We start from the raw sequence: 12,619 nt of genomic DNA, 5'->3' as shown, positions 1-12,619 counted from the left end.
GGCAGACATGGCACAGATCCGCGTCGAAAACCTGCGCAAGTCGTTCGATCAGTTTGCGGCCGTGCAAGGCTCCAACTTCACGATCGACGATGGCGCTTTCTTTGCGATGCTCGGCCCCTCCGGCTGCGGCAAGACCACCACCTTGCGCATGATCGCAGGCCTGGAGCTGCCGACCGAGGGCAAGATCCTGCTTGACAGTGAGGACGTGACCTTCCAGCGCGCATCCGCGCGCGATATCGCCTTCGTGTTTCAGCTTTTTGCGCTATATCCGCACATGAACGTCGCCGAGAATATCGGCTTTCCCCTCAAGTGCCAGGGCATGGCCCGGCGCGATATTCACCAGCGGGTGCAGGAGACAGCCAAACTGCTGCGAATCGAGCATCTGCTGTCGAGCAAGACGTCGAAGCTGTCCGGCGGCGATCGGCAGCGGGTTGCGCTGGGGCGCGCCATGGTGCGGCGGCCAAAGGCTTTTCTGATGGACGAGCCGCTGGGCGCGCTCGATTCGGAGTTTCGTCATCTGATGTGCAGCGAGCTCCGCGACCTGCACGATCGGATCGGGGCGACCACCGTCTACGTGACGCATGACCAGCTTGAGGCGATGTCGATGGCGGATCGGATCGCCGTCATGAACCAGGGACGCGTTGAGCAGATCGGCCTGCCGCAGGAGATCTATGATCGGCCCGCGAGCATGTTCGTGGCCGATTTCATCGGCTCGCCGCCCATGAATTTTCTGCGCTTCGAGGCAGGTCTGCGCTCCGGCGATCGGACGATCAGCTTCCATGACACGAGCATCGCGGTGCCGGAGATCCGAGAGGATCGCGCCAGCGCCGGTATGGCACTCGGCGTTCGTCCGGAGCATATCCGCTTCGCCGACGCGGCACCCGTGCGCGGCGAGGTGTTTGGCGCCGAGTATCTTGGGACAACCCAGATTGTCACCGTCGACACCGCACATGGACGTATTGCGGCGCGGTTGCCTTCCAGTACGCCCGTGCGGATCGGCGAGCGGGTCGGCCTTGAATTCCGTTCGGAACGACTCGCGTTGTTCGACGTCGCCAGCGGCCTTGCGATACGAACTGCCACCGCGGGGAGCGCAGACCATGGCTGACGTCGCCCTACGCAACATCAGCAAGCGCTTCGGCGCGGTGGCGGCCGTGCGCGAGCTCTCGCTCTCGGTGAACGACGGAGAATTCATGGTGCTGCTCGGACCGAGCGGTGCCGGCAAGACCACGACCTTGCGGCTGATCACCGGGCTCGAGATTCCCGATTCCGGCTCGGTCATGATCGACGGACACGACGTGACGCTGGCTCCTCCGGGAGCGCGCGATATCGCCTTCGTCTTCCAGCAATATTCGCTCTATCCGCATCTCACCGTCTATGACAACCTTGCGTTCCCGTTGCGCTCGCCCGCGCGACGGGTATCGGAGCCCATCATCAAGAAGCGGGTCGAGCAGACAGCGGAGTTGTTGCACATCGCAAGCAAGCTGAACAATCGCGCAACCCGACTTTCGGGTGGCGAGATGCAGCGGGTGGCAATCGGTCGTGCGCTGGTCCGCGATCCCTCGATCTATCTGATGGACGAGCCGCTGTCGTCGCTGGACGCCAAGCTCCGTGCCGAGCTTCGGCTGGAGCTCAAGCGGATCCAGCACGAGCTTGGGGCGACCATCCTCTACGTGACCCACGATCAGGTCGAGGCCATGACGATGGCGTCCCGGATCGGCGTGATCAAGGACGGCGAGCTGCTCCAGCTCGGCACGCCCCGGGAAATCTACGAGAGACCGTCGTCGAGCTACGTCGCCTCGCGCCTCGGCACGCCCCAGATCAATTTCCTCCCCGCGCGGCTGTTGTCGGACGTACCGCTGCCGCCGGGAACGGAGACAGTCGGTATTCGCACCGAGCACCTTCGCCTCGCGGCGCGCAATGGCGGGCCGATGGTCGGCCGCGTGCACCGGGTCGAGCACCTCGGCGAGCAGAATCACGTTCACTTGGACTATAAGGGAGAGATGCTGGTCACGCTTGCGGATCCGCATCAACCGCTGCATGCCGGTCAGGAGGTTGAGCTGGATCTGGTGCAACCGCTCTGCTTCGACGGCGCCGGGCAGCGCCTCCCGGCGGTTCATTAGAGGATCAAACGCGATGTCGCTGCGACCCGAGACGTTCAAATCGCTGATCAAGCTGGCCGCAGAGCGGGTCATTGCCAGCGCGCCGGAGCTCACGAGCCTGGACCAGGCGATCGGCGACGGCGACCACGGCTTCAACATGAAGCGCGGGTTCGAAGCCGTGCTCGGCAAGCTCGATGCGATCTCCGAGCAGCCGTTCGACGAGGCTTTGAAGACGATCGGCAAGACGCTCGTGATGACGGTCGGCGGTGCTTCCGGCCCGCTCTACGGCAGTTTCTTCCTGGCCGCAGGCGAGGCCCTCTCGCACGACAAGCATCTGCCTGAGGACATCGCTGATGTCTTCGGCAGCGGTGTGAACGCCGTCAGCGCCCGCGGCCGTTCGCAGGCCGGTGAGAAGACCATGCTCGACGTGCTCGTTCCCGTGCTGGAGACGCTGAAGAATGCGGCCGGCCAACCGGACCTGATCGCGCGAGTCAGCACAACGGCCGCAGAGGCGGTCGAGCGGACCGCGCCGATGCGGGCCACCAAGGGGCGGGCGTCGTTTCTCGGACCGCGCAGCGTCGGTCACATCGACCCCGGCGCGCGCTCGAGCTGTGTTCTCGTGCAGGCGGTATGCGCGAGCCTGGAGGGAAAGCAATGACTGATGCCGTGGGAATCGTGATCGTCTCGCATTCGAAGGACATCGCCAAAGGCACCGCCGACATGGTGCGGCAGATGGTCGGCAGCGAGGTCAAGGTGGCGTTCTGCGGCGGCAATCCCGATGGCGGGCTCGGCACCAGCGTGTCGCTGATCGTCGACGCCATCAACGATGCCTGGTCGGCGAAAGGCGTCGCGATCCTCGTCGATCTCGGCGGCGCCGAGACAAACAGCGAGATGGCGGTCGAAATGCTGGAGCCGGCACGCCGCGATCTCGTTGTCGTATGCAACGCGCCGATCGTCGAGGGCGCCGTGATGGCGGCGACCGAGGCGGCGGGCGGCAGCTCGCTGGCCCAGGTCAAGGCCGTGGCCGAGGAACTCTCTGCCGACTGATGCGTCGGCGAAACGATCATGGAATATGACGATGTTGGATAAAGCGGACGGCCAGATTATCACCGAGAATGTGCGGCTGGTGCACGCGGTGGGCATGCATGCACGCCCGGCGGTCAAGCTGACCAAGCTGGCCAAGAAGTTCCAGGCCCAGATTTCCGTCCGGGTCGCGGGCGCGGCCGAGTGGATCAATGCCAAGAGCGTGGCCAAGATCATGGCCATGCGCGCGGCTCACGGCAGCACGATCGAGATCAAGGCGTCGGGCAGCGACGCACAGGCTGCCGTCGCCGCCTTGGTCAACCTGATCGCAACCGACTTTCCGGACGAGGCGTCATAGCATGCAGGGAGGTGCCGCCGGACTGGCTTTTCGCGGCAGGACCGCCTCGATCGGCTTTGCCCACGGCCCGCTCGTCCGTGTCGATGCGGGCACGAACGGCGAGCGGATCGCAGGCTCGCTGGTCGAGGAGGCGCTCGATCTTCGCAAGGCGATCGACGCGGCGAGCGGGCAGATCGCCGAGCTCGCCGCGATTGCGGGAGGTGAGGCCGCGCAGATTCTCGAGTTTCAGGTCGCGCTGCTGGAGGATGAGGATTTCATCGAAGCGATCTTCACGGCGATAAGCGAAGGGGATGCCGCCGACGTCGCATGGCGTTCCGCGCTCGACGAGCAGATTGCGGACTATAATTCGGCCGAGGACGAGTATCTGAAGGCGCGCTGCTCCGATCTTGCGGATCTACGCGACCGCATCATCAGCATCTTGCGCGGAGGCGGGGGCGAGGCCCCCAAGATACCGAGTGGTGCCGTCGTTTGCGCCGACGATCTGCCGCCCTCGCGTTTCCTGGAGATCGACTGGTCGGCCGGCGGTGGTCTTGCGCTCCTGCGCGGTAGCCCCACGAGTCATGTCGCGATGCTGGCGCGCGCGCGGGGCATCCCCATGGTCGTGCAGCTCGGCGCCATTCCGGAGATCGGTGCGACGGCGCTGCTCGATGGCGAGGGCGCTACGCTCGAGCTCGATCCGAGTGCCGAGCAGCTGCGGCTGTTCGAGAAACGGCGCGAAATTCATCGCAAGAGCCGGGCGTCCGCGCGGGCGATCCTGCGACGGCCGACCGCATCATGGCGCGGGGAGCGGATCAAGCTGCTCATCAACATCCAGCGCGTCGAGGATCTCGATCATGCCGACGCACAATATGCTGACGGCATCGGGTTGATGCGCACCGAGTTTCTGCTCGCAGAGCGCGGCGGCCTGCCCGACGAGGAGACGCAGTATCGCGCCTACGCTGCCGTTCTGCGCTGGGCCGATCGACGCCCGGTTACCATTCGCACGTTTGATGCCGGCGGCGACAAGCCGGTACCTGGATTCACCATCGACGGTGAGGCCAATCCCTTTCTGGGCGTGCGTGGCCTGCGGCTTTGCCTCGCCCGCCCCGAGATATTCAGCGTGCAGCTCCGCGCGCTGGCGCGTGCGGCCGTGCATGGAAATCTCAGGGTCATGTTTCCGATGGTCACGGCACCGGACGAGTTCGAGTCCGGACGGAAGCTGTTCGTCGAAATCGTGCAGCGCTTGCAGGCCGAGGGCATTGCCGCGATGCTCCCCGAGCTGGGAATCATGGTCGAGGTCCCGGCGGCGGCCCTGGCGATCGCGACCTTCAAGGCCTCCTTCTTCTCGATCGGATCGAACGATCTCGCGCAATATGTCCTTGCATGCGACCGTTCCAATGGAGCTCTCGCCCCCTTGATGGATCCCTTGCATCCGGCCCTCCTCGAACTGATCGCGCGAACCGCGGAGCACGGACGTCGCGCAGGAACCAGCGTCAGCCTGTGCGGCGACATGGCGAGCGACCCGCGCTGTCTGCCCGCGCTCCTGAATTGCGGCCTGCGCGAGTTGTCGGTGAATGCGTCGGCGCTGGCGCAGATCAAACAGACAATCGACCGCTTGAGCAGCGGAGGCGGGCTTGGCTGATATGGCGATCGATGAACCGGCCGAGGCGGGCGCCGTTGCTGTTTACAAGCGCATCTTCAAGGAGGTGCTTGAGAGCCGCCCGTCAGGCATGCGGCTGCGCCTGGCCCATGCCATGGGCAAGAACCGCAGCTTCGTCAGCCAGATCAGCAACCCGGCCTATCCGGTGCCGATTCCCGTGCAGCACCTGAACACGATCTTCGACGTCTGCCATTTCCCGCCGCAGGCGAAGGCGGCGTTCCTTCGTGCCTATACCCGTGCGCACCCGCGCCGGATCGGCCGCCTGACGGAGGGGGCGCATGAACGGACGCTGACGCTGCACCTGCCGGATCTCGGCAGCTCCAAGCGAAATGCGGAGCTCGATGCGCTGCTGCAGGAATTCGCGCGGCGCTTGGGAGCGATCATGCGGGAAAAATGAGCGCCAAGTTCAGAGGGACGAAGAGGGGAGGAGAACATGAAAAAGTTCATCAATTCGGTCGATGGCGTGCTCGCGGAGAGCCTCGACGGGTTGGCTGCGGCGCATGCCGATCTCGTGACGCTCGGGCCCGAGCGGAAATTCGTGCGGCGCCGCGAGCTCAACTCGCGGAAGGTCGCGCTCGTATCCGGCGGCGGTAGCGGGCACGAGCCGCTGCATGCGGGTTTCGTCGGCTATGGCATGCTCGATGCGGCCTGTCCGGGACAGGTCTTCACCTCGCCGACGCCGGACCAGATCGTCGAGGCGGCGCAGGCCGTTTCGGGCGATGCCGGCGTGCTCTTCATCGTGAAGAACTATGCGGGCGATCGCATGAATTTCGAGATGGCGGCCGAGATTTCCGAGGGTCGCACAGCCACGATCGTCACCGACGATGACGTCGCGGTCGAGAATTCCATCCACAGCATCGGCCGCCGGGGTGTGGCCGGCACTCTGATCGTCGAGAAGATCGTCGGCGCGGCGGCCGAGAAGGGGGCTGACCTCCAGGCTTGCGTTGCACTCGGCGAGCGCGTCAACGCCCGGACGCGTTCGATGGGGGTGGCACTGACGAGTTGCACGGTTCCGGCTGCAGGCACGCCGACCTTTGTGCTCGCCGAGGACGAGATGGAAGTGGGTGTCGGCATCCATGGCGAACCGGGACGCCGCCGCGTCAAGCTGGAGCGCGCCGATGCGATCGCTCTTGAGATGACCACTGCCATTGCCGAGGATCTCGACGCCCGCGAAGGCAATGAAGCCGTGCTGCTCGTCAATGGATTTGGCGGAACGCCCGCGATCGAGCTCTATCTGATGTACAACGCGGCGCGCCGGATGCTCGAAAAGCGCGGCTTGCGCATCGCCCGTTCGCTGGTGGGCAGCTATGTCACCTCGCTGGATATGGCGGGGTGCTCGCTCACCGTGAGTCTACTCGATACAGAGACTCGTGCGCTGTGGGACCATCCCGTGCGCACGGCCGCGTTGAAATGGTGATGGCGGCTGCGAACGGCTGCTGATGATTTCGATCGTGCTCCGGCGGACGATCGGCCGGTGCCACGCCTCACGTATGCATCGGGAATTCTCCCGGTTCACCCTCCCTGAAACTTGCCGTGTCCCTCGGGCACGGCTTCTTTTTGGGGCGGTAGGCAGCTATTTCCCTGGCGCGGGGTCCAATGAGCGATTTACGCTGGGCGCCGAAGTCCTGGTCACGTCAGCGCCCTATCTGGCAAAGCCCAGGGATGTGCAGGTGCAGATTGCGGCAGCCGAAGCCGACAGACGTAGTGCGCGGCTTGGTCCGAGGAAGGACGCAACCGCTCCGGCATTGACGTAGCTGGAGCAGATCGCCTCGCTATTTGGATGGGCTCTTGGTTTCGGGGTGACCTCCGAGGAGCAGAATGAGCCCGGCGGTGACGATCGCGATGCCGATCCACTCGATGGTTGTAGGAACCTCGCCAAGTATCGGTATCGCCAACAGCGTTGCACTGGCCGGTACCGCCGCAGCCAGTCCGGCCGAGGGCGTGGGCCCGAGAATCCTCACGGAAATGGAGAACAGGATGACCGCCAGGAAACCTGGGCCCAAGCCCTGGAAGGCGGCCTGAAGCAGTATTGTCGACCACCGCGCATCCTGCATGGTGGAAGGAAGAAAGAAGAACCAGACCGGCAAGAAAAGCAGCGCGTTCGGCACGCTGACCAGGACCAGCGCCTGGCGCGCCTCGAGCTGCCAATGTTTCACGCCCACAAAGTAGATCGAGAGCACAGCTGATGCTGCGAGGAAGAACCCAATGGCCGATGCCACGCTGTTGCCGCCGACGCGCATGCCCGGAATGGCAACGAGCACCGCTCCGACGAGCAGGATGAGAACTGCAATAAGCTGCCGCCAGGACGGTACGCGCCGTGCGAAAAGCAATCCGAGCAGAATGGTGAAGATCGGTAGCGAGCCGTTGGCGAACGCTCCCCCGTATGCTGCCGACGCCCCCTTCAATCCAAAGTACATCAAGATGTTGTATACTACGCCGGGCCCAAAAACTGACATCGACAGGATTGCGTGCAGCGGCAGGTGGCGCGGCCACCAGGCCTTGGCGAACGGAAGGACCAGGGCGCCGGTGACCAGGAACCGAAGTGCGGTCAAATCGAAGGGTGTCAGGCCGGATTGCATGCCGGCCCTCGAGAAGACGAGAAAGCCGGACCAGATGCAGAACACGCCAGCTGCGCTCAGGAGTCCGAAAATCCGCTCGTTCGATTTGGCTACAGGTGTCAAGCCCGTGTCCGATTGCTTGAGATATCTTAGCGCACTTGAAACACCTGCGAGTTTCAAGATGCTCTCCGCATCATGGTTCTCAAAGGTGACGCCATGGTGAGCGATCCTCGGGAGGATTGCTAGGCGAGAGTTCCGCAACCGTCGTAATCGGATCTCTGGGGGGCGGCCACGCTGTGCGATGACGGTATCAACGCCAGGAACACTTCCGGCGGCGCTCCGTTAGCGCAGCGAACGCCGGGAGTTGTCCATGACCAATTATCCAAAGCCGCCTTATCCTGCGCAGCAGCAGCCGATGCCGGGCTCGACGCGGGCCATGCAGCCGCGCCCGGATCATGGCGAGAAGAGTTACAAGGGCTCCGGCCGTCTTGCCGGAAAGAAGGCCATCGTCACGGGCGGCGACAGCGGCATCGGCCGCGCGGTGGCGATCGCCTATGCGCGTGAAGGCGCGGATATCGTCATCTCCTATTTGAACGAGGACGAGGATGCGGCCGAGGTCAAGGCGCTGGTCGAGCGGGAGGGACGCAAGGCCGTCCTGATCGCGGGCGATATCAGCAATCCCGAACATTGCCGCGCCATCGTGCGTCGCACCGTCGAGGAGCTCGGCGGCATCGACATCCTCGTCAACAACGCTGCCCATCAGGCGACGTTCAAGGACGTCGCGGATATCAGCGACGACGAATGGCGGCGGACATTCGAGATCAACATCCACGCCATGTTCTATCTGGCCAAAGCCGCCGTCCCCCACATGCGGCCGGGCTCCGCGATCATCAACACGGCCTCGGTGAACTCCGACATGCCGAATCCGAGCCTGCTGGCCTACGCCACGACCAAGGGTGCGATCCAGAATTTCACCGGCGGGCTTGCGCAGATGCTGGCCGAGAAGGGCATCCGGGTCAATGCGGTGGCCCCGGGGCCGATCTGGACGCCGCTGATTCCCTCGACCATGTCGGAAGAAAGGGTGAAGAACTTTGGCAAGCAGGTGCCGATGCAGCGCGCCGGCCAGCCGGCCGAGCTCGCGACGGCCTATGTCATGCTGGCGGATCCGCTTTCGAGCTACACGTCTGGGGCGACGTTGCCCGTGACCGGTGGCAAGCCGTTCATATGATCCGACGTGTCCGCTCGCAGCGGAGATGAGCCGTCGCCATGCAAGACGATGGCCGCGCCGCGGGCGCCGCCATCGTCTTGATCGGTTCGCCGCAATTACGCGGCGTCGGACGCCTTGGCGTTGACGCCCTTGCGCAGGGCCACCGTGTTCAGCTTGGTGTTGGCGGCCTTCTCTTCGTTCAGATTGGTGGTGAGGAAGCGCACGATGTCGTCGTGTCCAAGCTCTTCCGCCCAGGCGATCAGCGTGCCGTACCGGCACATTTCATAATGCTCCACCGCCTGTGCGTTGGCGACGATCGCGGCGTCCAGCACGGCCTTGTCCTCGATCTCGCCGGCGGTCTCGTCGGCCTCCTTGATCAGGCCGTCGATGGCCGGACAATGCGTGCCGCTCGGCTCCTTGCCGAGCTTGGCAAAGACCTTGTCGAGGCGCTCGACCTGCTTGTTGGTCTCTTCCAGATGCGCCTTCAGCCCGGCCACGAGATCCCTGTTGGTGGCCTTGTCGATCATTTTCGGCAGCGCTTTCAGGATCTGCTGTTCCGCGTAATAGATGTCCTGAAGGCCGTGCAGCAGCAGGTCTTCCATCGACTGGATGTCCTTGGTGAAGAATCCCATAAAAGACGCCTCCTTTTCACAATGATGGCAGTGGAACGCGGAGCGGCCGCCGCTGTTCCATTCCCGTAGGCAGATCGGGAGAGCCGAATGAGCGATGGAGTGGATCATCTTGCGGGCCTGCTCGGACATGCGGCGCTGGACGTATGGGGCGACATGCCTCGCGACATCCAGGAGGCGCTGTTCGAGACCGCGATGAAGGGCCGCGACACCGAGCGTGAAGAGCTGGCGCGATTGCTGCACGAGCGGCATCCGCGCACGCTGCACCCGGCCCGGCCAGGCTGACGCAGCGGGTCGGGAACGATCATGCGATCTCCTGATTGGTGAATCGGGTGGCGCCACACGGGCTCCAATGAGGACCACGCGGGGCGCATCGCCCGAGCCTGCCAACCTGTGAGTCGACCGACGTGACTGAAATGAGTATCGGCAAATGGTACGACCCGATTTCGGAACGGTGGATCGTGCCTCGCCAACCCCACACCATCGCCGCGTTCGATCGGTCGAGCGCGGAGAACGTGCCGGAGGCGAACAAGAGAGAAGAGACGCAGCGGATCTGGAATCTGCTGGTCGATTGCTGCGCACGCGGATGATGCAGCGTCGGCGCCAAAACGAGCTACATGACGCGCTCGACGACGCTCGGGAGTGTCAACGGCCCTTGAGGCTGGCTTTGCGCGGGGCAGGTCAGCGTTCCCGTCAACCCTGATCTCGGCGACGTCCGCAGCGGATCGGTATATTACCACCCATGCCGACGCCGCCGGAACAAGGATCAGAGATGGACGATACGATTGGCTTCCCCGACCCCTGTCTTGACCTGTCGGACGGCTTCAAGCCGCACACCTCGCATTGGGGCGTGTTCTCCGCACGTCAGGGCGCGGCCGGGCTGGAGGTCAGGGCCTATGCGGGCGATCCCGATCCGAACGGCATCATCGACAATTTTCCCGGCGCGCTCCGCCATCAGGCGCGCATCGCCCAGCCGGCAATCCGCCGCGGCTGGCTCGAGCGCGGGCCGGGCCCGGACGATCGCCGCGGCCGCGACGAGTTCGTCTCCGTCAGCTGGGAGAAGGCACTCGATCTCCTCGGCGACGAGCTTGGCCGCATTCGCGACACCCGCGGACCCGGCGCCGTGTTCGGCGGCTCCTATGGCTGGTCGAGTGCCGGGCGATTCCATCACGCCCAGAGCCAGGTGCATCGCTTCCTCAATATCGCGATGGGCGGCTATGTGCGCTCGGTCAACACCTATTCGTCCGGTGCGTCCTCGATGCTGCTGCCGCAGATCCTGGCCGGCTACGAGGACATCACCAAGCGCAACGTCACCTGGGAGCAGATCGCGGCCGAGACGGACATCGTGCTGGCGTTCGGCGGCATGGCGCTGAAGAACTCCATGGTGGCCGGCGGCTCGATCAGCAAGCATGTCGAGCGCGGCGCCATGGCGGCGGCGCGGGCGCGCGGCTGCGAGTTCGTCCTGGTCAGCCCGCTGCGGGACGACCTGCCGGTCGAGGCCGGCGCCGATTGGATGACCTGTGGGCCCGGCACCGACACCGCGTTGATGCTCGGCATCGTCCATACGCTGGTCAGCGAAAACCTGCACGACCAGGCCTTCCTCGATCGCTACACCGAGGGCTGGCCGATCTTCCTGCGCTATCTCAACGGCGAGAGCGACGGGCAAGCCAAGCACGCCGAATGGGCCGCCGCGATCTGCGGCGTCAGTGCGGATGCGATCCGCAATTTGGCGCGGCGCCTCGCCGGAAAGCGCGCGCTCATCACCGTCTCCCATTCGCTGCAGCGCGCCGAGCATGGCGAGCAGCCGGTGTGGATGGGCATGGTGCTGGCGGCGGCCCTCGGCCAGATCGGCCTTCCCGGCGGCGGCTACGCCTATTCGCTGGGTGCGATCGGCTATTACGGCCGCCGCGTCAACGACGTGCCGGGACCGACGCTGGGGCAGGGCCGCAACGGCGTTGCCGATTTCATTCCGGTGGCGCGCATCGCCGATATGCTGCTCAATCCCGGCACCACATATCGCTACAACGGCGAGACGCGCACCTATCCGGATATTCGTCTGGTCTACTGGGCGGGCGGTAATCCCTTCCATCACCATCAGGACATCAACCGCCTGCGCAAGGCCTTCGCGAAGGTGGACACGCTGGTCGTGCACGAGCTCGCCTGGACCGCCACCGCCCGCCACGCCGACATCGTGCTGCCCGCGACGATGACGCTGGAGCGCGAGGATATCGGCTATTCCACCAACGATCCCCTGATGGTCGCGATGCACCGGATCGCCGAGCCGTTCGGGCTGGCGCGCGACGATTACGATATCTTCGCCGATCTCGCCGAACGTCTCGGGGCGCGCGAGCCGTTCACCGAAGGGCGCACGTCGCGGCAATGGCTGGAGCATCTCTACGAGCCGACCCGCGCCTCGCTGGCCAAGCGCGGCCTCGAAGCGCCGAGCTTCGAAGAATTCTGGGCGCGCGGCAGCCTGGTCGTGCCGCAGCAGCCCGACGATGGCGGCCGGCTGCGCCGCTTTCGCGAGGATCCCGTCAATCACGCTTTGCCGACGCCGAGCGGACGCATCGAGATCTTCTCGGCCAAGATCGCAGGGCACGGTGATGCGGATTGTCCGGGACATCCGGTCTGGCTCGACAAGACCGATGTTCCCAAGCCGGGGGCACCGTGCTTCCTCGTCGCCAACCAGCCCGTGACGCGCCTGCACAGCCAGCTCGATTTCGGCGGACATTCGCTGGGCTCAAAGCATCGCGGCCGCGAGGTCGCGCGCATGAACCCGGTCGATGCACAGGCGCGCGGCATCAAGGACGGCGACATCATCCGCCTGTTCAACGAGCGCGGCGCCTGCCTCGCCGCGGTTCGCGTCACCGACGGCATCGCGCCCGGCGTGGTTCAGCTTCCGACCGGCGCGTGGTACGATCCGATGGATCCCGAAGACGAGGCGCCGCTCTGCGTTCACGGCAATCCGAACGTGCTGACCCGCGACGTCGGCACCTCGTCCCTGGCGCAGGGCTGCACCGGCCAGTTGACGACCGTCGAGGTGGAGAAGTTCACCGGCAATCTACCACCGATCCGCGCGTTCGATCCGGTTTAGGCAAGCAAGGAG

Annotated in this window: 14 protein-coding genes; 12 read left to right on the top strand and 2 right to left on the bottom strand. The window is 64.8% G+C overall.

Annotated features, from left to right (window positions below):
- Window positions 1-7: 7 nt before the first annotated feature.
- From P0R31_RS18715 to dhaK, 8 genes are read left to right on the top strand one after another with little or no spacing between them, the layout of a single operon-like run.
- Window positions 8-1,105, top strand: coding sequence for an ABC transporter ATP-binding protein (locus P0R31_RS18715; protein ID WP_275515414.1), 1,098 nt, complete (start codon window positions 8-10; stop codon window positions 1,103-1,105).
- Complete coding sequence (locus P0R31_RS18710; protein ID WP_275515413.1) at window positions 1,098-2,120, top strand: ABC transporter ATP-binding protein; 1,023 nt, start codon at window positions 1,098-1,100, stop codon at window positions 2,118-2,120. The genes P0R31_RS18715 and P0R31_RS18710 overlap by 8 nt, the downstream gene beginning before the upstream one ends.
- A gap of 13 nt (window positions 2,121-2,133) precedes the next feature.
- On the top strand, window positions 2,134-2,757 hold the full coding sequence (gene dhaL, locus P0R31_RS18705; RefSeq protein ID WP_275515412.1) for a dihydroxyacetone kinase subunit DhaL: 624 nt from the start codon (window positions 2,134-2,136) through the stop codon (window positions 2,755-2,757).
- Window positions 2,754-3,146: a dihydroxyacetone kinase phosphoryl donor subunit DhaM gene (gene dhaM, locus P0R31_RS18700; protein ID WP_036041954.1), complete on the top strand. Its 393-nt coding sequence runs from the start codon at window positions 2,754-2,756 to the stop codon at window positions 3,144-3,146. Before dhaL ends, dhaM begins: the two co-directional genes overlap by 4 nt.
- Before the next feature lie 25 nt (window positions 3,147-3,171).
- Window positions 3,172-3,480 carry an HPr family phosphocarrier protein gene (locus tag P0R31_RS18695; RefSeq protein ID WP_275515411.1) on the top strand — a complete coding sequence of 103 codons (309 nt, stop codon included), beginning with the start codon at window positions 3,172-3,174 and terminating at the stop codon, window positions 3,478-3,480.
- Window position 3,481: 1 nt separating this feature from the next.
- A complete protein-coding gene (gene ptsP, locus P0R31_RS18690; RefSeq protein ID WP_275515409.1) occupies window positions 3,482-5,101 on the top strand; it encodes a phosphoenolpyruvate--protein phosphotransferase in 1,620 nt (539 codons plus the stop codon).
- Window position 5,102: 1 nt separating this feature from the next.
- Window positions 5,103-5,516, top strand: a complete 414-nt coding sequence (locus P0R31_RS18685) for a hypothetical protein (protein ID WP_198399756.1) — start codon at window positions 5,103-5,105, stop codon at window positions 5,514-5,516.
- 36 nt (window positions 5,517-5,552) lie between these two features.
- On the top strand, window positions 5,553-6,536 hold the full coding sequence (dhaK, locus tag P0R31_RS18680) for a dihydroxyacetone kinase subunit DhaK (RefSeq protein WP_275515408.1): 984 nt from the start codon (window positions 5,553-5,555) through the stop codon (window positions 6,534-6,536).
- Between the two features lie 355 nt (window positions 6,537-6,891).
- On the opposite strand, the gene P0R31_RS18675 is transcribed toward dhaK, so the two are convergent.
- Entirely contained in the window at window positions 6,892-7,857 is a 966-nt protein-coding gene (locus P0R31_RS18675) for a DMT family transporter (protein WP_275515407.1), read from the bottom strand.
- Between the two features lie 190 nt (window positions 7,858-8,047).
- Here P0R31_RS18675 and P0R31_RS18670 point away from each other — a divergent pair, with 190 nt between their 5' ends.
- Entirely contained in the window at window positions 8,048-8,905 is an 858-nt protein-coding gene (locus P0R31_RS18670) for an SDR family oxidoreductase (protein ID WP_275515406.1), read from the top strand.
- Window positions 8,906-9,000: 95 nt separating this feature from the next.
- Here the strand turns inward: P0R31_RS18670 and P0R31_RS18665 are convergent, their stop codons facing one another.
- A complete protein-coding gene (locus P0R31_RS18665; protein WP_225182831.1) occupies window positions 9,001-9,516 on the bottom strand; it encodes a ferritin-like domain-containing protein in 516 nt (171 codons plus the stop codon).
- An 87-nt stretch (window positions 9,517-9,603) separates the two neighbouring features.
- On the opposite strand from P0R31_RS18665, the gene P0R31_RS18660 reads away from it, so the two are divergent.
- From P0R31_RS18660 to P0R31_RS18650, 3 genes are all read left to right on the top strand, one after another.
- Complete coding sequence (locus P0R31_RS18660; RefSeq protein WP_275515403.1) at window positions 9,604-9,798, top strand: hypothetical protein; 195 nt, start codon at window positions 9,604-9,606, stop codon at window positions 9,796-9,798.
- A gap of 131 nt (window positions 9,799-9,929) precedes the next feature.
- Entirely contained in the window at window positions 9,930-10,103 is a 174-nt protein-coding gene (locus tag P0R31_RS18655; protein WP_275515401.1) for a hypothetical protein, read from the top strand.
- Between the two features lie 182 nt (window positions 10,104-10,285).
- Window positions 10,286-12,607, top strand: coding sequence for a molybdopterin guanine dinucleotide-containing S/N-oxide reductase (locus P0R31_RS18650; protein WP_275515399.1), 2,322 nt, complete (start codon window positions 10,286-10,288; stop codon window positions 12,605-12,607).
- The last annotated feature ends 12 nt before the right edge of the window (window positions 12,608-12,619 follow it).

Origin of the sequence: Bradyrhizobium yuanmingense (assembly GCF_029167105.1) — a bacterium.
Lineage (GTDB): Bacteria > Pseudomonadota > Alphaproteobacteria > Rhizobiales > Xanthobacteraceae > Bradyrhizobium > Bradyrhizobium yuanmingense_A.
This window is presented reverse-complemented; position numbering and strand designations above follow the sequence as displayed.